This is a genomic window from Streptococcus suis, assembly GCF_046032515.1.
GTDB classification, from domain to species: domain Bacteria; phylum Bacillota; class Bacilli; order Lactobacillales; family Streptococcaceae; genus Streptococcus; species Streptococcus suis_AL.
Genome location: NZ_JARQPJ010000004.1, coordinates 55231 through 77902 on the forward strand (window position 1 = coordinate 55231; position 22672 = coordinate 77902).

Sequence of the window (22672 nt, forward strand, 5' to 3'; positions counted from 1 at the left end):
GTCAGTTTCAAAAGGCAGGACTTGCGTCCCGCCCTCGGAGTGATCTATTATAGCAAAGCCTTGAATTGAATGTTTGAATCTTCCAAGAAGCAATCGTCAAAGCCACGTGGGTGGTGATATTCGATACGGTCCTTGTCCATCGGATAAGTATACTTGCCACCAACTTCCCAGATGAATGGATGGAAGTCGTATTGCAAGCGTTCTTTACGCATTTTCCATAGTTGCAAGATTTCATCAGTTGACGCCATGAAGTTAGACCAGATGTCATAGTGAACAGGGATAATCACCTTAGCACGCAAGTTTTCTGCCATACGAAGAAGGTCGATTGATGTCATCTTGTCTTGGATACCGATTGGGTTGTCACCATAGTTGTTGATAGCAACGTCGATGTTGAAGTCGCGACCGTGTTTTGCAAAGTAGTTTGAGAAGTGGGAGTCTGCACCGTGGTAGATAGTTCCGCCAGGTGTTTCAAAGACATAGTTGACTGCCTTGCGAGCCATGAGTTCATCTGTCACAGGAAGTCCTGCTAGTTTGCCACCGTTTTCTTCGTAGCCTTCGATTGGAAGAGTTACCAAACAAGTACGGTCGAAGGATTCTACTGCGTGTACCTTGATGTCTTTGAATTCAAAGCTGTCGCCCGGTGCGATACGGATGATACGGTCAGCTGGAACGCCCCATTTTTCCCAGATGTCGCCACTTTCAACTGGTCCTACAAATTTGACGTGGTCCAACTTTGGATTGTTGATGATGGCAGCGGCTGTGCTGATGTCCATGTGGTCACTGTGGACGTGCGATACTAGGTAGTAGTCCAATTCATTGATGGCAAATGGGTCGATGACCATTGGCTGCACACGCAAGTTTGGTTGCAATTTGCGCACACCGGCCATGTTAGCCATTTGGTGTCCCCAAACCATGTCTTTCACTTTTTTAGTAGACTTACCACGAGATGACCACAGGTCCATAACCACGTTAGCTCCGCCAGGCGTCTTAATCCAGACACCACAGTTGCCTAACCACCACATAGCAAAGTTGCCTTCTGGCACTACTTCTTCTTCAATTTCTTCATTGAGCCAAGTTCCCCATTCTGGGAAGGTTGAAAGAATCCAGGATTCTCTTGTAATATCTTGAACTTTAGCCATTTTTCATTCCTCCTATAAGGCTGATTGTGTTTCTATGCTTCTAGTATATGCGCAAAAGGTCACAAAAAAAAGACCAAATAAAACACAGGCTTGTGTTCACATTTGGACTTTTGCACGCAGATGGCTAATACAAATCTGTTTCCAAATCGGAACTAGCTAAGCTTGCCAATAATTCATTGGCAATCAGATTTTGCAAACGCTGTTTCAATTCCAGGGCTTCCTGGCCATTTTCAACATATGACGCTAGGAGTTTGTCCAATTCTATGGCAAAACCTTTTTGACTGTCTGTCAGATTGCGGTATTTGGCAAAATGAATCAAACGCAAGACATCATCAAAATCCAGAATCGGATGGACTTGTATCACAGGCAAATCCGTATCCGTCACTTCATTGGTCGAAATCAAGAAGTCCACCTCCAACAGGTCTTCCACACTCTTAAATTGCTCTGTTGTAAAGACGGCAGAGATGGTTTTTTCAGGTAGGTGGTGCTGGCATTGTTTCATCAACAATTTCTGTACAGAAACTCCCTCATCACAGATAAGAAAGACAGTCGGACTGGTCAGCTTTCGACTACTGCTTCGACGAAGGGCTCCACCCAAATGCACCGTCAGATAGGCAATGTCCTCATCTGTCAACTGGATCTGCCAGGCCTCTTCCAAGATATGGCTAGAAGATTTTGTCAATCGAAAGAGGGTGTCATACTTGTAGCGAATTTGATCGACCAAAGGATTGCGCGATAAGATCCCGTAAGTTTTACGAAATAGCATGGCCTTGCAGTGAGCCAGCAAATCATGGGCTAGCTCCTCTTTTTTCTCCAATTCAAAATCTGAATGCAACTCAAAATGACGGATGAAGACATCGACAATCTTCTTCAAATCCGCAAAATCCTGGCTAGTAACATGGGCATCCCGGTCCTTGCGATAAGACAAGAGCAAGACAGCGATTAGCGACACCTCTATCTCGTCTAAATCAAGGCCAAACTGCTCATCTAGGGATTGACTGATTTTTTGGGCAACCCCGTACTCAATCCGTTCATAGACCAAGGCGAATTCACGGACAATCGCATCCTTCTCCTCTTGCTCCAAACTCATATTACGATAAGTTAGCAACATATAGGGTAGAATCTTGAGCATCAGTTCAATTTCAGAACGGTTGATTTTCTTGCCTAAGTCTTTTTCAATTCCATAAACCTGCTGAGACAAAAATTTTGCCAACTCCTTCGAAAACAAGGATTGACACCCGTGAAAAAGACTAACCTTGTCTTCCAAAATGCTGACAAAACTCTTGCTCGCTTCTGTGAACAAACTATAGAGTAGAGAGTGGATATACTGGATTTTTGTCAAGGGATGACAGGCCAGATCGTAACCTTGTGACTTAGAAACATAGAGGGTCATCTGATACTGTTCCTTACTCAATCGACTACGGATTTCATTAAGGTCATTGAGAACGGTATTTCGCGAAACCTCTGTCAGATCCATTAATTTTTCCAAGGTAATCCGTTCGCGCGCAATACAAATATAAAGGAGCATCAATTGCATGCGCTCATCCATATTCATAATATAGCTATAGGAATCAATGGAATCTAAGAGTTGACGACAGGCTTGCTTTTGCTCTTCGGACAAACGGATTCCGATCCGAGGTAGACTTTCGATTGGCTCAACATGGTCTGGAAAGGCAGCATTGATTTTTTCTAAATGATAATAGATTTTTCTACGCGATTGTTGCAATTCCTTGGAAATAGCCATAATGGTTTCTGGCTCTTGGATACCAATCAAATGACGCAATAAGGCACAACTACTTTTATCTAGTAACACCGTTTCTCCCTCCTCTCTTACTATTTTAACATATTTATAACACAAATTCTAATAATAATATAAATAGGTATTGTTTTTTCAGTCAATAGATACTCTTGATAATCTCCACCCGTGTAATCAAATCTCCATGCATATTGTCAATCCGCAGTGCTACATTTTTCAGATAGACGCAGGCACCGATGGCAATGGTTTTTTCTTCTTCATTGAGTTTGCGGGTCACAAATTCACGCAGGGTTTCACTGCCTTCACTAGGAATTTTTACCCGTGCAATGATGTTGGCAACCTTAACCTTCTGGCTAGCCCGCATGATGATGTTGTTGGAATCATCAAACTGGGTAAAGAGATATTTTCGCACTGCAAATAAGATGGCAACCGACGCAATACCAATCAGGTAATCCATACTAGACCCATGTTCCACAATCAGTTGACGGGCAATGGCAACCAAGAGCACCTCGATGACAGTACTAGGCGATTGTTTGCAAAGCATTTTGATGAATTCGACCCCGACTGCCAAGGTCATTGCACGACTCAGAAAATTTTGAATAAACGTATCCGCTTGAATACCACCCGTCAGTGAACCAACTAAATCCGCCAACAACAATCCTGACAGTGCTAGGAGGGCTAATCCTAAAATGGCTGATAAAATCAACTCCAGATAGTAGGCAACCTCTGTCAGACTATCTTGTAAAAATTTTCTCATCTTTCTCCTCATCAAAAGAGAAAAAGCAGTTCTCCTTTTTGGGGAGTCTGCTACTTTTCCCTACTTTTTTTTCACACAAGAACTTAATGTTCATCACCTTTTTGTCCGTAATAGGCATTTGGACCGTGCTTACGGAGATAGTGCTTGTCCATGATGTAGCTTGGTGCTGGTTCCACCCGTGGATTGATTTGCTCTGTGTAGCGGTTCATCCGAGCCACTTCTTCTAGGACAACACTGTGGTAAACTGCCTGAGCAGGATCCTTGCCCCAGGTGAATGGCCCATGGTTTCGGACAACAATACCCGGAACAGCAACTGGGTCAATGCCACGGCGCTCAAATTCCTCAATGATGACTGAGCCTGTTTCTTTTTCATAGGCAGAATTCACTTCCTCAGCCGTCAAAGAACGGGCACATGGTACCGGACCGTAGAAATAGTCTGCGTGCGTTGTTCCATAAAATGGAATGTCACGACCAGCCTGAGCCCAACCCACTGCTTCTGTCGAATGGGTATGCACGACAGCATGTACGTTTGGCCAAGCCTTATAGAGGGCAACGTGGGTCGCCAAGTCAGAAGATGGGTTGAGGTCACCTTCTACCACATTTCCATCCAAGTCCGTTACCACCATGTTTTCTGGTGACAATTTTTCATAGTCCACACCAGAAGGCTTGATGACGATGCGACCGAGTTCACGGCAGACTTCTGATACGTTACCCCAGGTAAACTTCACAAGTCCGTGAGCAGGTAGGGCGATATTGGCTTCATAGACCCGTTGACGCATTTCCTGTAAATCTTTTGGCATTAGTTCAACCCCGCTTTCTCAATCAATGGATAGAGGAAAGCCTGTGCTTCTTTGATAGCTGCACGTGTTTCCTCAACTGTTTCACAATTCTCTGACCACATTTCAATCAAGAATGGACCTTGGTAGTTGGTCTTTTTCAATACTGCAAACATATTATCCCAGTCCACACAGCCCTGACCGAATGGTACATCGCGGAATTGACCTTTGGAGTTTTCAGTTACCGCATAGGTATCTTTGAGGTGAAGGGCTGCAATAGAGCGATGTCCTAGGTAAAATTCGCTGTAAATATCATTGTGCCAAGCAGACACGTTTCCCGTATCTGGGTAGACAAAGAGATAAGGCGAGTCGATTTCTTTTTCAACGGCTAGGTATTTTTCAATAGAGTTGATAAATGGATCATCCATAATCTCGATGGCCAACATGACCTGAGCCTGTTCTGCCCAGTCGCAAGCCTTACGGAGATTCTTGATGAAACGCTCTCTGGTTTCAGGTGATTTTTCCTCGTAGTAAACGTCGTAGCCAGCCAACTGGATGACACGAACGCCCAAATCCTGAGCCAGTTCGATACACTGTTTCATGGTTTCTAGCGACTTAGCTTCAAGAGCAGGATCATTGGAACCCAATGGATAGCGACGATGGCCTGAGAAGCAGATTGTCGGAATGCGGACACCTGTTTCATAGATGGCCTTAACCACCTCTAAACGTTCTTCCTTGGTCCATTCCAAACGAGCCAAGCGAGCATCGCTCTCATCCACCGACATTTCCACAAAGTCGAAACCTAATTCTTTGGCAAACTCCAAACGCTCTTTCCATGTGAAGTGTTTGGGCGTTGCCTTTTCATATATTCCGATTGGTCGTGCCATAGGCCTTACCCCCAGATACGACGGATTTCGTCTTTAAATTCACGCGCTGCAGCTGCTGGATTTGCAGCTTCTGTGATACCACGACCTGCGATAAAGGTGAAGACATCTACACCCTCGAAGAGTTTAAGGGTATCCACATCAAGACCACCTGTTACAGAAACACGGAATCCCATTTCAACCAATTTTTTCACCTTGTTCAAGTCTTTTTCGCCCCACGTTTCGCCAGCAAGAAGGGCGTCACGAGATTGGTGGTAAATCGCTTGGGAAATACCTGCGTCCAACCAAAGTTGAGCCTGTTCATAAGTCCAGTCACCATAGAGTTCGATTTGGATTTCACCCTTGTCACCACGCACTTCCTTGATAGCCTTCAAAGCAGCTTCCATGGTTGGAATGGTCGCAGAACAAATACAAGTCATCCAGTCCGCACCACGAACGGCATTGTTTTTAGCCACCGTACCACCAGCATCCGCACACTTGGTATCTGCAACGATAATCTTGTCTGGGAAAAGGCTGCGAAGAACTTCCACCAATTCGCTACCAACTTGGAGCAAGCAAACCGTACCTGCTTCAATCACGTCAACTTCATGACCAACAGAGACAGCTGCTTTAATCGCTCCTTGCAAATCTGAATGATCCAATGCAACCTGTAAATTTGGGATATGTTTTGTCATCTTTTCTTCCTCCTAGCTATCCAAGTCTAAACCTTCTAAATATGGGCTATTTTTTGATTCTTCCACCATTGCCAATACTTCTTCTGGAGTTTTGCAGGCAATCAAACGTTCGATTGAATTTTCCAATTCGAAGAGGGCGATGATTTGCGGAATGGCTACTGAAGTATGGATTTTTGGATCTGTCGCAGCCAAGGTCAATAGGACAGAAACTTCCTTACCGTCTGAAAAGGCTACTGGTTTTGTCAAGGTAATCAAGGCAAAGGAATCTTTCAAAACACCGACACCAGCCTGGGCATGTGGCATAGCCATACCAGGCATGAGCACATAATAGGGACCATATTCTTCTGTCGAGGCAATGATGGCATCATAGTATTCTTCTGTCGCAGCACCACTTTCAATCAGCGGCTCAACAGCCTTGTGAACAGCTTCCTGCCAAGTTTCCGCTGTCAAACCCAAGCGGATAGAATTATTTTCTGTAAATGATTTTTGTAAATTCATAGTTTTTCCCTTCTACATGCTATATGAAAGGGGGAGGGAGACTCCCTACCCCTAACGGCTATTTATAGCACTGCTTGTAATTTTGTTTTGATTTCGTTGTCGTCCATGAGGTTATCAAGACCAACCAAATGACCTTTCGTGCGACCTTCCAACTCAGAAATCAAGTGATTTGAAGCAACTACGATATCATATCCCGCCGCTAAACCTTTTGCTTCACCTACTGAGCAAGAAGCAGATTGGAAATCTGTTACACCAAGTTGACGAAGGGCGTTTTCTACCTTCATCTTGATGACCATAGATGAACCCATGCCGTTTCCACAGGCTGTTAAAACTTTAACCATCTTATTTTCTCCTTGTTTTTTATAAAATATATTTTGTTGTTTTTCTTAATGAACCAAGTAATAAAAGATAAACTGGATGACGATGCTAGTCCGCTTGTGCCTCACCGCGATAGTAAGCTTCCTTATCTTTTGCTTTTGCAAATTGAAGTTGCGGAATAGCCAATAAGAATAAGCAAACAAGAACATAACCAGCAACACCGAGGTATTTAAAGGCATAACCGAATGGCAACCATGGGATTTCGAAGTCGATGTTTCCGTGGTAACCACCGCTCAATTCAAGCAAACCAACGCAGACTGCACCAAGAGCAACTTGAAGGACACCTGAGATGAAGGAAAGGATGGCTGCTGCTTTCCAACCACCACGTTTGTCAGCGTACACTGCGATAGCTGCGTTATCGAAGAATACAGGTACGAAACCAGTGATGATAAGGATTGGACTCTTGAAAACAATCAAGAGAACGATTGTAATCAACTGACCGATTAAACCAAAGGCAAAACCTGAAAGAACTGCGTTAGATGAACCAAAGCCGTAAGAAGCTGCAACGTCCACCGCTGGGAATGAACCTGGAAGCAATTTGCTTGAGATACCTTGGAAGGCATTTGTCAATTCTGCCACGAACATGCGGACACCTTGCATCAAAATGAAAAGATATACTGAGAAGGTGAAGGCTGTTTGAATCACATACATAAAGAATGCTTGTTTAGCTGGGTTGTATGGAGTGCCAGAAGTGATCACTTCTGGGTTTGCCATGATTTCTGGACCCAAGATGAACAAAATCACACCGAAGAACACAAGCATCAATGTCGCTGAAGCAACAACTGTATCGTGGAAGATGTTGAGGAAGCTAGGTAGCTTCAAGTTATCCAAGTTTTCTTCTTTTTTACCAAGTTTTGGTGCAATCTTATCGACAAACCAGATAGCGAATTGTTGTTGGTGACCGATGGCAAATCCACCGCCACCTGTCAATCGTTGCGTTGCTTCAACTGTCATATTTGAGCTGACTGCCCAGTAAATACCACAGATGATACCAATCGCTGCTGTACCAAATTGATTGCGAAGAGCCGGGATAAGGAAGAGCACCATCAATGAGACTGTTGCCGCTTGTTGTACCATAATGTGTCCAGTGATGAACAGAGTACGTACTTTGGTAACCTTACGAAGTGCCACCAAGAGGATATTGACACCGAAACCAATCAAGAGGGCTGTTGTAGCTGCTGATACAAAATCAGGAAACTCTTCAGCGATTTTACCGTTTGCCGCTGCAAGACCGAAGTAAGGGTCAATAACTGCCGCGTCAATCTGGAACTTGTGGTTCAAGGCCGCCAAAATCGGACGGAAAGTCGTTACCAAACCACCAGCTGCTACGTTCAAAATCATATAGCCGACTGTCGCTTTGATAAACCCTGCAAAAACATCATGAGGCTTTTTCTTTAAGAGGGCATAGCCCACCAATACCAAAAGACCTACAAAGAAGGCTGGATTCTGCAGGATATTCTGTGAGAACCAGTTTAATGGGGTTTGAAGGAAATCCATTTTTCATTCTCCTTTTTTGAAATGATTTTTATGGTTTTATTATAAGTTATGTAAGCGGAAACAAAAAGACCAAATAAAGCACAGGCTTGTGTTCACTCTTGGACTATTTACCAAAGTTTCTATTGACTACTTCTAAATCGTAAATTTTAAAAGACGATTTGGTTTCTGCCCACAAAATAAAAAAGAGGTCAAGAACCATAGGGTTCCTAACCTCTTGGGAGGAAAGCATATTATTCTTCTGATTTTTTATTTCTGCTTTGGGCAGCGACTGTCAGACCAAGTCCAGCAAGTCCGAGACTTAGAAGTGCCAAATCACTTTGATGGTCACCTGTAGCTGGTAGACTCGCCTTGCTTGTACCACTTGTCGCTTGTCCAGATGCTTGAGCAGTAGTAGAAAGACTCGGTTTTTCAGCCTCTTTCTTAGCCTCCATACTGCCTTTCACAACAATACGTGTTTCGCTATCAACAACTGTTTCTGATAACAGATTTGTTGCTACTACCTTACCATCAACCAAGACATCTTGATAAACCAAGACTTTCTTGCCTGCCTTACCTTCTTGAAGCACATAAGATTGACCTTTTGCAAGAGTTTCATCATAGCGAACTTCCTCTGCAATCAGAAGGACAGATTCTTCTGTACGTTCCTTGGTAGTAAAGTCTAGACTTGGTTTTTCTTCAGCAGTAGGCGCTGTATCTGGAACTTCTGTAATAATGTCAGATAAACGAATCACCGTTGCAGTCAAAGGTGCAAGAACAACTGCGCTATCAGTCAATTCGACACCCACTAAATCAGACAATGCTTCTACACCTGCACGCTTACCATCGACCAGCACTTGACCCTGCAGTAAGTCTTTGTAACTATCAGAAAGAACAAAACTACGTTCCTTACTGTCAGCATTGACAAATACTGCATAGCGATCACCGTTGCTTGCAATGGTTTGATAGGCAATAACCACATCGTTTGTAGCAATACCATTTTGACCTGGAACTGAAATCAAGCTAACCTTCTGTTCAACTTCTTCTTTTGTTCCCAAACGGAAGGCATCTGTAGATTTGCGCAAGGCAATCAATCCTTTTGTAAAGGCCTGAGTACGGGTATTCTCTGGATAGAGCGCCTCATCTGTCGCTTTGGTCCAGTCAAACTTGTTGACCGCATCCGATGAATCGTAAGAATCATGAATATAGTATGGATAGTCAAATGGCGTTCCATCTGCATTGGTCAACAAATGCGCCTTGTTTGGTACCTTGTCCTCTGTAACTGGCTCCTTGTAATCAGGATGGCGGAACTGTTTGGTCCGTCCATACTCCTGACCAGAATGGATAAACGGTGTCCCTTGAGCAGTCAAGACTAGCAAGTTACCCAAACGTTGACGTTGGTGAATTTCAGTGTAATTTTCAGCGATTGATGGATCCTTCTTGATGGACTGAGCGATAATATCAAAGAGCGTCAAGTTATCATGCGCAGCAATATACTGGATCACATCACCTGGATCGTCTGCCAAGAAGTTGCCTGGTTGTGCCTTGATGTTATTGAAGACAGACTCAACACTCTTAGCACCGCCTGTGATAAAGGCTGGCTGACCTTCGTTTGGATAACCAGATTTAAGTGTGTTACGAATGTCATCTGAGAATACCGCAACCGTATCTGTTGAACTCATCCAGTCTTGGTCCGCTGGCTGAACAGGCTGATTAGCATCGCCTGTAAAGGTTCTCCATCCTTCACCAAGCATAATAATGTTTGGATTGAGTTTTTGTGCCTCTGTAAAGGCCAGCTCAATTGCTTCGGCATCATGATCCCCCATCATATCGAAGCGGAAACCATCTACCTTAAACTCATCCACAAGATAGGTGATGGAATCAACTAAGACACGACGGCTCATATAGTGAGTGGTTCCCAGACGACCACCACCAAAGCTTGATTTAGCCGTACCATCTGCCTCCATGAAGTGGTAATAGTTTGGCTCCAAATCTTCAAATAAGAAAGTCTTAGAAGTGTGGTTATAGACCACATCCAAAATCACACCCATGCCTTGTTTGTGGATTTCATTGACCAGGTTTTTGAATTCCTCGATGCGTTTCATTGGATCGGTCGGATCTGTAGAATACATACCTGTAAAGGCAAAGTAGCTCTGTGGATCATAGCCCCAGTTGTAGTTGCTGTTGCTAGAAGCGTACTCGCTCATCCGCTCTGCATTTTTCAATTCATTGACATAATAGTAGCTCATAACTGGGAGCAGCTGAATATGGGTCACACCCAGGTCTTTAAGGTAGCTGAGACGCTCTGCAAAGGCCGCAAAGGTACCGAACTGAGCTGTCAATTCATCAGAAATAGCAGGATCTGATGTGAAGTCACGAACATGTGCTTCATAGATAATCGCATCTTCACGCTGATTGAAGTTAGGAATTGTGGCATAGCCCAAACCACTTGGACCAACTTCTGATGGATCCACAATCGCAGCTTTTGCAATCCGATAAGATGGATCTGTATCTGCCAAATCACTATTCCACTCCGCTAAAGACTTAGCATATGGATCTAAAACAAGAACTGCTTGATCCCCCCGAGTGATTTCATAATGGTAGTAGTAACCACGATAGTCCGAAATACCAAGACCTGATTGACCATTCAATTCAAGATCCCATTGTCCCTTATCGCCCTTGGTCATGGCTAATTTACCGACCACCTTAGATTGGTCATCCTTATCATAAAGAACAACTGCTACACTGTCTGCACTTGGAGACCAGAGAGTCATATCAACGACACTACCAGCCTGACGCACACGCGCACCAAGTTCTCCATCATAAGCATAGAGCTCATCCTTCAATTGCCAGCTCATAGTTGTTGTGAAACTATCATTGCCATATTTGAGGGTATAGCCCGCATTTTCTTGGTTGAAATCCCCGAGGACTCGCACCTTGTTGCTCGTAGCATCCAAGACAAGGTCCGTCACAGCAACTGTCTGACCATTCTTATCTGTTACAGACAATTTCTCCAAGATGCTATCCTTATCCGCACCTTCAAGCGTTGTAAAGGCTGCTTCTAAAGCTGTTAGGCTAACATGAGAAACACCTGTCACACGGACATTATTGACAAAATAAGGGTTGGTGTAAATAGTCGCATCATCATCCTTAAGGAAGATTTGTGTCTGATTTTTCAAATCTGTAAAGCTATAATCTTTCTGCTGAATCTTCACATCATCTCCTGACTTGCTTTCATCCAATAGCAGGAAGCCAATGGAACTTGGTAAATCTGTCAATTTAACATCGATATAGGCACCGTACTTACCTTGGTTTTCAAAATCAATACCATTTGGCCAGTCACCCAAGGCAACATCAGTCACATCTCCCCAGATCCAGAGACCTTTTTGGTCATAATTGCCATCGGTACGGAAGTAATTGATACGGATGTAGCCTTCTTTGAGTGGTTGATAGAGGCTGAGTTGGTAGTTTTCATCAAACCAAGCTTCATTCATCTTGGTGCTAATCCGTTCAATGATCTTATCACCTGTGATGTTCTCACCAGAAGTGTTATTAATCAACAAACTAATCTTGCTAGCTGTTTCGTCTTTCATCTTGATGTCCAGATAATAGCCATAGTCATCCTGTTTAGCCGTGCTGAAATTGGTTGCACCTGTTGGCCAAGCACCAACATCTGACGATGGTTTTTCGACATCATCCCATGTCCATAGACCTAGGCTAGATAAATTATCAGATGGTAGAGTTTTAAAGTGAACACGGAAGTAGCCTGCTTCAATTGGCTCTTCAGTCGCACCTTGCACACTTGCATTGACGATGTCTCCTGCTTGAGTCTGAAGGAGCATGGTTCCACCTTGACCGATTGTTGGAAGTTCGACTTGAACAACCCATTTACCGTCTTTCTCGATAGCTTGATACGTTTTTCCTGTGTAGGCATCTGTGACAACCACATCCTTACCAGATACTTCAAGCGCCATTTCCTTGCTCTCGGTATTGGTTGAGAAGACAAGATAGGCAGCTTGATCTTGGTAACTGCGTTTGCTGATAAGCCAACCTTGGCTATCATTTCCAGCAAGTGTGCTTGTATCACCACGTGAGAGCAATGTTGAATTGGCATTGCGGAAAGCCAATAATTTCTGATAGTGGTCTGTGATGTCGCTAGTCTCTACCTTGCTCCAATCGAAATCGTACCGGTTGTCATAAACTGGCCAATTGTTTTGTCCAGATTGACCTAATTCTTCACCGTAGTAGATGACTGGCTGACCTTTTGCAGTAATCAAGAGACTGGCAGCCAATTTCAGTTTATCCAGATTTCCTTCTTTTTCTGCGCCACCGAGACTGTAGAGGAAACCATCTTCGTCATGGCTACCCAAGAATTGACCCAGAGATGCTGCACTAGTCAAAACCTTGCTACGTTCTTCCAGCTCTTTTCCAGCTGCTTTCAGTTGACCATTGACCAGATATTTGGCAATATCCTTGAAGCCAAAGTCCAACAAGCTGTCCATAGTACCGACTCCCAAGTCACCCTTGGCATCCTTATAATTCGCTCCCCAAGTTTCCCCAATCAAGTGGAAGTCAGGGTCTCTATCCACCAATTCATTTTTGAAATGTTGCCATGTGGTATCATCAACGTGTTTGACTGTATCGACACGGAAAGCATAGATTGAATTACCCTTGGCAGTTGTTGAGCGTTCCAACCAAGATGCCTGCCAAGCAACCAACTGATTGCGAACAGCTGCTTCTTCTGTCTTGAAGTCTGGTAAACCAGATAATGAGCCTAATTGATCATCTCCCTGCTTATCTTCTTCCTTAGTCCGTACCATACCTGCAAAGGTTTCTTCTGTACCATAGCCAGCATGGTTAAGCACCACGTCAACAACAATGTTTATACCTTTTTCGGCTGCGGCATCAATCAATTCATGGAAATCAGCTAAACTTCCCAAATGCGGATTAAGTTTCTCAAAATTGGATGCCCAATAACCATGGTAAGCATAGTACTCTCCATCTGTAGCGCTACCGACATTCTGTGGAATATTTTCCACAATTGGTGTCAACCAGATAGAGTCCACACCCAACTCTTTCAAGTAATCCAGCTTGGCTGTCACTCCTTTGAAGTCACCGCCTTGGTAAAGACCGCGTGGGTTGGCGGCTGTTCCTTCCACCAGCTTGTCATTGCTGGTGTCTCCATTGTAGAAACGGTCGGTCATCATAAAGTAGATGACTTGCTCGTCCCAGTCTTTTTCACCATCTGCCTTGATACGCTCTGTAATGGTCACATCCAATTTTGTTTCGTAGTAACCGTTGTCCTTGTCATAGGCCTTTACAGGAAGACTATAGGTCCCTGGCGCTGTGTTAGACGTCGCTTTAATGGTCACACGATTGAGCTCAGTAGAGATTGGCACAAGACCTCCGCCGATGGCACTTGTATCGACTTCCATTTTGACAATCTCAGCATTTTCAGGGTTGGTGACAGTTACAGATACCAAGCCACTTTCATTGTAGTTGAATGGTGCTTTGCTACTAGCCTCAACAGTCACATTTTTTGTACCCGGAGTCGCTTTGCTGGTATCAAGTTCTACTTTCTCTTCGATAAAATATGGATTGGTATAGACTTTGTCGTCGTCATTGCGAAGGAAAATTTGGCTATGCCGCTTACGATCTGCGAAGGCTAAATCAATGGTTTTATTGCCAGCCAAATCTGGATTATTCTGATTGATTAGTAGAAATCCAAGCTTAGAATCTAAACCATTCGATAGAGGAATGTCAACATAGGCGCCATATTTGCCAAGTTTAAAATCAACGGCACCTGTTGGCCAGCCATCACTCGCTTCAGTCGTATCGCCCCAAGTCCATACGCCCCAACCTTCATAATTGTTGTCTTCACGTGTGTAATTGATGCGGAGAACATTTTCATCTTTGAGCGGCTCATAGCTAGACACGCTGTAGTCACTAGCGATCCAGGCTTCATTCTGTTCCGGAACAAGAAGCTCCACTTTTTGGTCCGTTTCTGTTATTTTTTCCCCATTCTTGAGGACCAGATAGCCAATCGTTCCTGGCGTCTCAGATTTTTTAATATCAACGTAATGGCCGTAGTCATCTACCTGACTGCTTGAAAAATTCGCTGTATCCCTTGGCCATTGATTACCATCGGACGGCTCTGCCACCCCTCCCCAAGTCCACAAACCTTGACTTTCAGGTGCTGTTTCGTCTACATTTTCAAAGTGCAGACGAATGCTGCCTTCTTCGATAGGGTTTTCTGCTGCAGCTCTTTCTGCCTCAGGTGTTTCAGTAGTTTCCAGCGGAGCAGCTGAAGCATTATCTACTGTTTCAACAACATCAGTTACTGCTGGTGTCTTAACTGTTTCTGATACTCCTGTAGGATTTGTATTGGTTTCACTTGTCGATGCTCCTCCAGACTGTTCCGAAACATTGGTTATGGTAGTTTCCGCAGGAGTAGCCACTTCCTCGGCATGAACTACTTGACCGACTCCAGACATCAGAAAAGCTGTCGCAATACCGACGGATGCAACGCCGACATTAAATTTACGAATGCTAAAAAATTGTTTTTTCTCAAACATTCCTCTTGATTTCATCTCACGAATAGATTTCTTTTTCATAGGCTCCTCCACAAAAATTGATTTTTATAGTATAAGTATATACAATAGTACCTAGTCTTTGCAAACGTTTTCTTAAATGTTATCGGTAACAAAAATAATCAAAAAAAGAAACTACTATGGCGTAGTCTCTCGTTCAATCAATTCAGCACGGTCGAAATGAGCCAAGCTGGTCAATGGTTTTCCGTCCAGCATATCCATCAATCGCTTTACACTAATTGCTCCCATTTTTTGAATGGGTTGCTTCATGGTCGTCAACCTCGGATTTGAAATCCTATCGATAAAAAATCCGTCAAATCCAATCACGCCAACATCCTGTGGAATCGATTTTCCAATCGCTTGTAGCCCCCTTGTAATTCCAAGTGCTAGGCGGTCCGAAGCACAGACAAAGCAAGTCTTATCTGGTAAATCGTCTAGATTTCTGATAAAGTCTTCTGCGACGCGAGAATGATTGGCCAAGCGATACAGGCGACTCTCTCGGTCTTTCATAGCCTTTTTATAGCCTTCTTCTCGCCTTTCTTCAAATGACTCTGGTAGATCAATGCCCACAAAGAAAACCTGTTCATATCCTTTTGATAGGGCAAATTCTGTCGCTAATCGAGTGGCTTCCTTGTTATCTGAATCCACAAACGGTAGCCCCTCACTATTCTCTCCAAATAATATGAGAGGTTTACCCAAGCCTTTCAACCATGAAAAATCTGACTTTCTGGCACCTGTGATAATATAGCCATCACACTGATCCGTCACTAACTTCGCATCGGTTACCAATTGCAAGGTATAATTTCGTTGATTCAATTCTGCTGCAATCCCTCGCAATAAATCGATATAATACGGCTCAACGACATCCATTTTTTCAAGGATGACCACCTGCACAATCAGGGTCCGTTGCTGGGCCAAGGCCTTGGCGACAACATTTGGCTTATAATTTAATTCTTCCATGGCTTTCGTCACCAACAGTCGCAATTCGCGTGTCACCTGCTCTGGATGATTGATAACACGTGACACTGTCATCTTTGAAACATTAGCTAACCTAGCTACATCTGCTAAAGTTGTCATCAGCCCCTCCTACTTTTCTTATTCATATTCTCGATTTTTTGTGCAAACGTTTTCTTTAATCTATTATATCCAATTCTAGTAAAAAATGCAAAAGTGTTTTGAAGGTTATAACATCTATTTCTTTAGGTAAGAGAAAAACACCAGCATTGCCAGTGTTTTCCTTCTATAGTTCTTCTTTCTGAATCCGAGCCAAGAATTGCTTGGTTCGTTCTTCTTTTGGTTGGTCAAAAATAGCTTCTGGTCGGCCTTCTTCAATAATCTGGCCCCCATCCATGAAAATCACACGGTCGGCTACTGCACGCGCAAAGCCCATCTCGTGTGTCACAACCACCATGGTCATGCCTTCTTTGGCCAACTGCATCATGACAGCCAAGACCTCACCGATTAACTCAGGATCCAAGGCCGAGGTTGGCTCATCAAAATAAATGACCTCTGGACTAGTCGCAATGGCTCTGGCAATGCCAACCCGTTGCTGCTGACCTCCTGATAGCTGGCTCGGATAAGAATCATATTTGTCCGACAGGCCAACCTTGTCCAAGGCTGCCTTACCGATTCTTTCAGCCTCTTGCTTGGGTACTTTCCGAGCTACAATTAAGCCTTCCGTCACATTTTGCAGGGCAGTCTTATTGGCAAAGAGATTGTAGTTTTGAAAAACGAAGGCTGTTCGCTTGCGGATGGCTGCAATTTCCTTCTTTGTCATCTGAGCCAAGTCATAGCTGTCCTCACCGAAGACTAGGTGACCCGCGTCAGCTTTTTCCAAAAAGTTCAATGAACGAAGAAGGGTTGTTTTTCCGGAGCCAGATGGTCCCAAAATAACAACCACCTCTCCTGGATTGACCTCTACATCAATGCCTTTTAATACCTCTTGACCATCGAAGGCCAGTTTTACTCCATTTGCTTGAATCATCTGAACCTCCTAATAGACCGCCAACTTCTTCTCGCCATAGGCTTGAAGCTTGGTCAAAATAGTTGAAAAGAATAGATAGATGAGAGCAACTTCACAATAGAGGGCAAATGGCTCATAGGTCCTTGCCGCAATCTGCTGAGTCGCCATAAACATCTCCAAGACCGTGATATTAGCCGCTAAAGATGTGTCCTTGACCAATCCAATCAAGGTATTTGACAAGGGTGGAAAGGCCACTCGAAAGGCCTGTGGGAGAATAATCCGACGCATGGTCTGGGCAAAACTCATCCCGACAGAATAGCCAGCCTCCAACTGCCCCTTAGGAACGGACTCGATAGAAGCCCGTATGGTTTCCGCGGCGTAGGCACCTGTATTGACAGAAAAAACCAAAACCGCCGATGGAAAGGCATCCAAGACAATTCCTAGACTTGGTAGCCCAAAGAATATCACATAGAGTTGAACCAAGAGTGGCGTCCCTCGAACAACCCAAATATAGAAACGAGCCACTTGTTTGAGAATGGGAATCTGAGCAATTTGCACCAAGGCTGTCCCAATAGCAATGATTAGACCAAAGACAAAAGACAAGATGGTCAGTGGAATCGTCACCAATAATCCTGGGACAAGGATTTGCGTAAATGAATCAATTAATAATTGCCAAACTCTATCTGTCATCGTTTCTCCTATTTATTCTTTATTTGGCTTTAGATACATCCTCACCAAAGTATTTGTTTGAGATTCCAGCTAATTTTCCTTCGCTAGCCAACTCCGACAAAGCTGCATCAATTTCTTTGACAAGGTCATCGTTTCCTTTTGCAACTGGGAAGGCTGTTGTCGATACGTCATCCGTCAAGGTCACAAGCTTAATCGGTGCATCTGCGTGTTGCTTGAGGTAATCCAAATATACCAAGTTGTCATTGATGGTTACATCCACACGGTTTGTATTCAACAATTCAACTGCCTGAGAGAATCCATCCACACCGACAACTTCTGCTCCATTTTCACGCGCCAAATCAGCCCAGTTACTTGTCAAGCTGTTGGCTGACTTCTTACCTGACAAATCTGCAAAACTTGTAATGTCAGTATTATCCTTCTGTGTTACCAAAGCTCCATAGATGTATGTATATGGTGTTGAAAAGTCGTACTTTTCCTTGCGTTCATCCGTAATACCAACCTGGTTGGCAACAGTATCAAAACGGGCTGCATCCAAACCTGCAATCATGGAATCCCATTCTGTTTCAACAAATTCCACCTTAACACCCAATTTCTCAGCAACGGCTTCGGCTACTTCTACATCATAACCGACCAATTTTCCGCTCTCATCATGGTAGGAATAAGGAGCGTAGGCACCTTCAGTACCGATTTGAATAACGCCTTCTTCCTTAATTTGTGCCAAGAGGGTTTGGTCTGAACTACTTGATGAGCTCGTTGATGTTGACGAACTGCAAGCTGCTAAGGTAAAAGCTGCTAGGGCTGTTGTTGCAAATAAAGCTAATTTTTTCATTATAAATACACTCTTTCTTTTTCAGATTTCTCAATCATATCACGAAATGAAGCGTATAACCAATATAAATTTTCTATCAAGGCTATTAAATTTTTTAATCAAGTCTTAGAAATAAGAAAAAGGCCTAGAAGACCTTTTTAACTGATTATACACCAGCTGGTGGGTAAATGTAGCTAACCGTTCCTGCTCCTGTTTCAAGTGGATTGAAAAATCCACGGTAATTTGCTACGGTCATGTTGCCATTATAATTTGATTCCACAATCTGAATCAGACCATTTTCTCCAACTTCGGTCACAACTCCAACGTGGCCATAGCCACCATCTGTCCATACGATGACTGCGCCAACTTTAGGTGTTGTACCGACTTCATATCCTTGTGCTGCTGCACTGGCAGCCCAGTCTCCACCATTTCCCCAATAGTTTCCTACCCACGGTGCTGCTTCCTTTGCACCCCAGGTACATTGACCTACTGGATAAGTGTTAGCTGTGTAGGTTACTGCTACTTCTGAAACCATATTGGTTGCAAGGGCAGCTTGAGCGGCTGCCTCTGTAGCAGCCTTTTCTGCAGCTGCTTTCTCAGCGGCAGCTTTGGCTGCAGACTCTTCCTTTTGCTTTTCCTCCTCTACTTGAATCGTTAATGCCTCAATTGTCGGGGTATCTTCTGTTATGCTATCTGCCTTTGCTAAGTCCTGTCCCAAAGTCAGCATTCCTCCCAACATAGCCATAGCAAGAGCAGTTTTCATTGTTTTGTGAAGTGTTTGTTTATTCATACTCGTCAAATCCTTTCAATTTTCTTCTGCATCTATCCTAACCAACTAATCTTGCACAAGACTTAAAGAAATGTGACTAGTAGGTTAACTTTTTTACAGACAGTTAACAATTAGCTTTCAGCATGCTATAATAGAAAAAAGTCAGGAGGAGAATATGAAAGATATCGTTTTGATTCACGGAACCTGGTGCGATGGTTCTGTTTGGGTAGACTTTGCTACGAAATTGGAACAAATGGGTCTACGAGTCCACACGCCCAACCTACGCCACCATGACTTACCGTATAACGAAGTCGCAAACAAGGTCGGTGCCGTCAGCCTGACAGACTATGCTGATGATTTGGTCGCCTTGGTTGAGAGCCTAGATGAGCCACCACTTCTTTTGGGGCATTCTCTGGGCTGTCTACTAGCCCAAATGGTCGCAGAACGCACTCCGGTGGCTGGCATGATTCTCATGGGACCCGCCCCAACAGCTGAACATCCTGGCCCTCTATCCGACCATGTTAGCCAGCTTTTTACCGCATTTCCTTCGCTGGGGATTCTGGAAAAAGCACATGCCACCCTATAAAAAAGCCTTCTTTAACTACTGTCTAAATGCTCAAGACCCAGAGATAAAGGAGGGACTCTACCAAGGCCTAGTCCCAGAATCTGGCAAGGTCTATACCCAAATGGCATTTCCTTTTTTGGATAAAAGCAGAGCTGCCTATGTTGATTTCAGCAAGATGTCAGGACCTGTCCTCATTATCACTGGAAGCGAGGATAAGATGACCGTTTCTGCCATCGCTCGGAAAACAGCCAAGAATTACAAGGATTCAATCCTGATTTCCCTAACAGGAGCAGACCATATGTACCCGATAGGCAAATTCCAAGACAAGACCCTATCCGTTATCCATGCTTGGTTGAGCGAGAAAAGTTATCTATAAACAGCCAAAAACGACCTCCTAAACGGAAGTCGTTTTCTTGTTATGGCTGGTTATTTCACTACGATATTGACGAGTTTATTCGGAACACTAATCACCTTCACCACTGTTTGCCCAGCGATTTCGGCTTGGACTTTTTCGTCTGCAAGGGCAACTTTTTCAAGTTCAGCTGGTGCTAAGTCTTTGGCTACGGTCAAGCGGGCTTTCACCTTGCCTTTGATTTGGACAACGATTTCCACTTCGCTTTCTACCAGCTTGCTTTCGTCATATGTTGGCCATGCGACATATGAGATAGACTCAGCTGACTTAGTCAAACCTTGCCATAACTCTTCTGCCAAGTGTGGTGCAAATGGGGCAATCAATTGGACAAAGCCTTTGGCGTAGTCGACATAGAGCTTGTCTTCTTTGTTGGCTGCGTTGACAAAAATCATGAGCTGAGCGATAGCTGTGTTGAATTTCAGATCTTCGATATGCTCTGTCACCGTCTTCACAGTTTCATTGTAGACTTTATCAAGCGCTCCGCTATTTTCCGCCACAATCTCTTTAGTAGTCAAGAGGCGATAAACACGGTCAAGGAACTTACGGCTGCCCTCGAGACCTTCTTCCGACCAAGCGATTGACGCATCAAGTGGGCCCATGAACATCTCGTAGACACGGAGGGTGTCCGCACCGAATTGCTCGACCACATCATCTGGGTTAACCACGTTTTTAAGAGACTTAGACATCTTAGCAGGTGCCTGTTCCAACTCCTCACCAGTTTCGATGTTGAAGAAAGAACCATCACGTTTTTCAACTTTATCTGTCGCTACAAGTGCCCCACGGCTGTCGCGGTAGCTAGTTCCCAAAATCATTCCTTGGTTAAAGAGTTTTTGGAATGGCTCTTTGGTCGGCACAACGCCAAGGTCATAGAGGAACTTGTGCCAGAAGCGAGCATAGAGCAGGTGAAGGACCGCGTGTTCAGCACCACCGATGTAGATGTCCACTGGCAACCAAGCCTTGAGAAGCTCCTCGTCTGCCAATTTCTCATCGTTGTGTGGGTCGATGTAGCGGAGATAGTACCAGCTCGAACCCGCCCATTGTGGCATAGTGTTGGTCTCACGGCGACCTTTGACACCATCTTCACGCACCACTTCCAACCAGTCTGTCAAGTTAGCAAGAGGGGACTCCCCTGTACCTGAAGGCTTGATGTCAGAGGTTTTTGGCAATACCAGAGGTAACTCATTTTCAGGTACGGCTGTGGAAGTGCCATCTTCCCAGTGGATGATTGGAATTGGCTCACCCCAATAACGTTGACGGCTGAAGAGCCAGTCACGGAGACGGTAAGAAATTTTCTCCTGACCAAGACCATTTTCTTCCAACCAAGCAACCATTTTAGCAATGGCTTCTTCCTTGTTAAGACCGTCTAGGAAATCAGAGTTGATGTGGGCACCATCTTCTGTGTAAGGTGCTTCTTCTACATTGCCACCTTCCAAAACTGGAATGATGTCTAAGCCAAACTGCTTGGCAAATTCCCAGTCACGCTCATCGTGGGCAGGAACAGCCATGATAGCACCTGTTCCGTAGCTTGCAAGGACATAATCAGCAATCCAGATTGGAATTTCCTTGTTGTTCACAGGGTTGATAGCGTAGGCACCTGTCCAGACACCTGTCTTATCTTTTGCTAGGTCTGTACGGGCAAGGTCTGATTTAAGAGAAGCTTGGCGTTTGTACTCTGCCACAGCTTCTGCCTGCTCAGGCGATGTAATGCTATCGACCAAGTCATGCTCAGGGGCAAGGACAGCGTAAGTCGCACCAAAAAGGGTATCTGGACGAGTTGTGAAAACAGTGAAGTCCTTGTCTGTGTCCTTGATTTTGAAGGTCACATTGGCACCAGTTGACTTGCCGATCCAGTTGCGTTGCATATCCTTAATCGACTCTGGCCAATCAACCTCTTCTAGGTCATTGAGCAAGCGTTCTGCATAGGCTGTGATTTTCAGCATCCATTGACGCATTGGCTTGCGGACAACTGGATAGCCACCACGTTCAGATGTTCCGTCAGGAAGGACCTCTTCGTTGGCGATAGCTGTTCCCAATTCTTCTACCCAGTTTACAGGCACTTCTGCCTCGTAGGCTAGGCCTTTTTCATACAACTTAGTGAAAATCCACTGGGTCCACTTGTAGTAGTTAGGGTCGGTTGTATTGACCTCACGGTCCCAGTCGTAAGAAAAGCCAAGGGCGTTAATCTGACGCTTGAAGTTGGCAATGTTTTCTGCTGTAAAGTCAGCTGGGTCATTTCCAGTGTCCATAGCGTATTGCTCCGCTGGTAGACCAAAGGCATCCCACCCCATTGGGTGAAGAACGTTGTAACCTTGGGCACGCTTGTAACGGCTGAGAATGTCCGTCGCCGTATAGCCCTCAGGGTGACCTACGTGCAAGCCCGCACCAGACGGATAAGGGAACATATCTAGGGCATAAAAGTTTGGCTTTTCTGCATCTGTTCCCGTTTTAAAAGTATGATTTTTTGCCCAAAATTCCTGCCATTTGGGCTCGATTTCCTTGTGATTGTAGAAGCTCATGTCATTTCTCCAATAAAATTGATT

Annotated in this window: 18 protein-coding genes; 2 read left to right on the forward strand and 16 right to left on the reverse strand. The window is 44.3% G+C overall.

Features of this window, described 5'->3' with window-relative positions:
• Positions 1-47 precede the first annotated feature (47 nt).
• The 15 genes from ulaG to P7J49_RS03225 form a co-directional block, all read right to left on the reverse strand.
• Positions 48-1139, reverse strand: coding sequence for an L-ascorbate 6-phosphate lactonase (gene ulaG, locus P7J49_RS03155; RefSeq protein WP_002939891.1), 1092 nt, complete (start codon positions 1137-1139; stop codon positions 48-50).
• A gap of 124 nt (positions 1140-1263) precedes the next feature.
• Complete coding sequence (locus tag P7J49_RS03160) at positions 1264-2952, reverse strand: BglG family transcription antiterminator (protein ID WP_408569337.1); 1689 nt, start codon at positions 2950-2952, stop codon at positions 1264-1266.
• A gap of 82 nt (positions 2953-3034) precedes the next feature.
• Positions 3035-3652, reverse strand: coding sequence for a hypothetical protein (locus P7J49_RS03165; protein WP_105147024.1), 618 nt, complete (start codon positions 3650-3652; stop codon positions 3035-3037).
• A gap of 83 nt (positions 3653-3735) precedes the next feature.
• On the reverse strand, positions 3736-4452 hold the full coding sequence (locus tag P7J49_RS03170; protein ID WP_002939883.1) for an L-ribulose-5-phosphate 4-epimerase: 717 nt from the start codon (positions 4450-4452) through the stop codon (positions 3736-3738).
• Positions 4452-5315: an L-ribulose-5-phosphate 3-epimerase gene (locus P7J49_RS03175; protein ID WP_099832254.1), complete on the reverse strand. Its 864-nt coding sequence runs from the start codon at positions 5313-5315 to the stop codon at positions 4452-4454. The genes P7J49_RS03170 and P7J49_RS03175 overlap by 1 nt, the downstream gene beginning before the upstream one ends.
• Positions 5316-5320: 5 nt before the next feature.
• Positions 5321-5986 (reverse strand): 3-keto-L-gulonate-6-phosphate decarboxylase UlaD, encoded by a 666-nt coding sequence (locus P7J49_RS03180; RefSeq protein ID WP_099832255.1) that lies wholly within the window; start codon positions 5984-5986, stop codon positions 5321-5323.
• A gap of 12 nt (positions 5987-5998) precedes the next feature.
• Complete coding sequence (locus P7J49_RS03185) at positions 5999-6484, reverse strand: PTS sugar transporter subunit IIA (RefSeq protein ID WP_024377629.1); 486 nt, start codon at positions 6482-6484, stop codon at positions 5999-6001.
• A gap of 62 nt (positions 6485-6546) precedes the next feature.
• Positions 6547-6825, reverse strand: coding sequence for a PTS sugar transporter subunit IIB (locus tag P7J49_RS03190; protein WP_009910950.1), 279 nt, complete (start codon positions 6823-6825; stop codon positions 6547-6549).
• 85 nt (positions 6826-6910) lie between these two features.
• Entirely contained in the window at positions 6911-8359 is a 1449-nt protein-coding gene (locus P7J49_RS03195) for a PTS sugar transporter subunit IIC (RefSeq protein ID WP_408555437.1), read from the reverse strand.
• Positions 8360-8589: 230 nt separating this feature from the next.
• Positions 8590-14949 (reverse strand): pullulanase, encoded by a 6360-nt coding sequence (locus tag P7J49_RS03200; protein ID WP_408569340.1) that lies wholly within the window; start codon positions 14947-14949, stop codon positions 8590-8592.
• Between the two features lie 114 nt (positions 14950-15063).
• Entirely contained in the window at positions 15064-16002 is a 939-nt protein-coding gene (locus P7J49_RS03205; RefSeq protein ID WP_408554081.1) for a LacI family DNA-binding transcriptional regulator, read from the reverse strand.
• 163 nt (positions 16003-16165) lie between these two features.
• Positions 16166-16909: an amino acid ABC transporter ATP-binding protein gene (locus tag P7J49_RS03210; protein ID WP_408569342.1), complete on the reverse strand. Its 744-nt coding sequence runs from the start codon at positions 16907-16909 to the stop codon at positions 16166-16168.
• 9 nt (positions 16910-16918) lie between these two features.
• Entirely contained in the window at positions 16919-17578 is a 660-nt protein-coding gene (locus P7J49_RS03215; protein WP_024376150.1) for an amino acid ABC transporter permease, read from the reverse strand.
• 19 nt (positions 17579-17597) lie between these two features.
• Positions 17598-18407, reverse strand: coding sequence for an amino acid ABC transporter substrate-binding protein (locus P7J49_RS03220; RefSeq protein ID WP_408569344.1), 810 nt, complete (start codon positions 18405-18407; stop codon positions 17598-17600).
• 145 nt (positions 18408-18552) lie between these two features.
• Positions 18553-19176 carry a CHAP domain-containing protein gene (locus P7J49_RS03225; RefSeq protein WP_408569346.1) on the reverse strand — a complete coding sequence of 208 codons (624 nt, stop codon included), beginning with the start codon at positions 19174-19176 and terminating at the stop codon, positions 18553-18555.
• A gap of 154 nt (positions 19177-19330) precedes the next feature.
• Between P7J49_RS03225 and P7J49_RS03230 the strand changes: the two genes are divergently transcribed.
• Both P7J49_RS03230 and P7J49_RS03235 read left to right on the forward strand, forming a co-directional pair.
• Positions 19331-19741, forward strand: a complete 411-nt coding sequence (locus P7J49_RS03230) for an alpha/beta hydrolase (RefSeq protein WP_408569348.1) — start codon at positions 19331-19333, stop codon at positions 19739-19741.
• Positions 19728-20096, forward strand: a complete 369-nt coding sequence (locus P7J49_RS03235) for an alpha/beta fold hydrolase (RefSeq protein WP_408569350.1) — start codon at positions 19728-19730, stop codon at positions 20094-20096. Before P7J49_RS03230 ends, P7J49_RS03235 begins: the two co-directional genes overlap by 14 nt.
• Before the next feature lie 50 nt (positions 20097-20146).
• On the opposite strand, the gene leuS is transcribed toward P7J49_RS03235, so the two are convergent.
• Positions 20147-22648 carry a leucine--tRNA ligase gene (gene leuS / locus P7J49_RS03240; protein ID WP_408569352.1) on the reverse strand — a complete coding sequence of 834 codons (2502 nt, stop codon included), beginning with the start codon at positions 22646-22648 and terminating at the stop codon, positions 20147-20149.
• Between the last annotated feature and the right edge of the window lie 24 nt (positions 22649-22672).

Excerpts from the sequence above, each read along its gene's own strand:
- P7J49_RS03175 (WP_099832254.1), bottom strand. The coding sequence starts at position 5,315 with ATGGCACGACCAATCGGAATATATGAAAAGGCAACGCCCAAACACTTC.
- leuS (WP_408569352.1), bottom strand. The coding sequence starts at position 22,648 with ATGAGCTTCTACAATCACAAGGAAATCGAGCCCAAATGGCAGGAATTT.
- P7J49_RS03195 (WP_408555437.1), bottom strand. The coding sequence starts at position 8,359 with ATGGATTTCCTTCAAACCCCATTAAACTGGTTCTCACAGAATATCCTG.
- P7J49_RS03230 (WP_408569348.1), top strand. The coding sequence starts at position 19,331 with ATGAAAGATATCGTTTTGATTCACGGAACCTGGTGCGATGGTTCTGTT.
- ulaG (WP_002939891.1), bottom strand. The coding sequence starts at position 1,139 with ATGGCTAAAGTTCAAGATATTACAAGAGAATCCTGGATTCTTTCAACC.
- P7J49_RS03165 (WP_105147024.1), bottom strand. The coding sequence starts at position 3,652 with ATGAGAAAATTTTTACAAGATAGTCTGACAGAGGTTGCCTACTATCTG.
- P7J49_RS03170 (WP_002939883.1), bottom strand. The coding sequence starts at position 4,452 with ATGCCAAAAGATTTACAGGAAATGCGTCAACGGGTCTATGAAGCCAAT.
- P7J49_RS03210 (WP_408569342.1), bottom strand. The coding sequence starts at position 16,909 with ATGATTCAAGCAAATGGAGTAAAACTGGCCTTCGATGGTCAAGAGGTA.
- P7J49_RS03235 (WP_408569350.1), top strand. The coding sequence starts at position 19,728 with ATGCCACCCTATAAAAAAGCCTTCTTTAACTACTGTCTAAATGCTCAA.
- P7J49_RS03220 (WP_408569344.1), bottom strand. The coding sequence starts at position 18,407 with ATGAAAAAATTAGCTTTATTTGCAACAACAGCCCTAGCAGCTTTTACC.
- P7J49_RS03215 (WP_024376150.1), bottom strand. The coding sequence starts at position 17,578 with ATGACAGATAGAGTTTGGCAATTATTAATTGATTCATTTACGCAAATC.
- P7J49_RS03200 (WP_408569340.1), bottom strand. The coding sequence starts at position 14,949 with ATGAAAAAGAAATCTATTCGTGAGATGAAATCAAGAGGAATGTTTGAG.
- P7J49_RS03205 (WP_408554081.1), bottom strand. The coding sequence starts at position 16,002 with ATGACAACTTTAGCAGATGTAGCTAGGTTAGCTAATGTTTCAAAGATG.
- P7J49_RS03225 (WP_408569346.1), bottom strand. The coding sequence starts at position 19,176 with ATGAATAAACAAACACTTCACAAAACAATGAAAACTGCTCTTGCTATG.
- P7J49_RS03180 (WP_099832255.1), bottom strand. The coding sequence starts at position 5,986 with ATGACAAAACATATCCCAAATTTACAGGTTGCATTGGATCATTCAGAT.
- P7J49_RS03185 (WP_024377629.1), bottom strand. The coding sequence starts at position 6,484 with ATGAATTTACAAAAATCATTTACAGAAAATAATTCTATCCGCTTGGGT.
- P7J49_RS03190 (WP_009910950.1), bottom strand. The coding sequence starts at position 6,825 with ATGGTTAAAGTTTTAACAGCCTGTGGAAACGGCATGGGTTCATCTATG.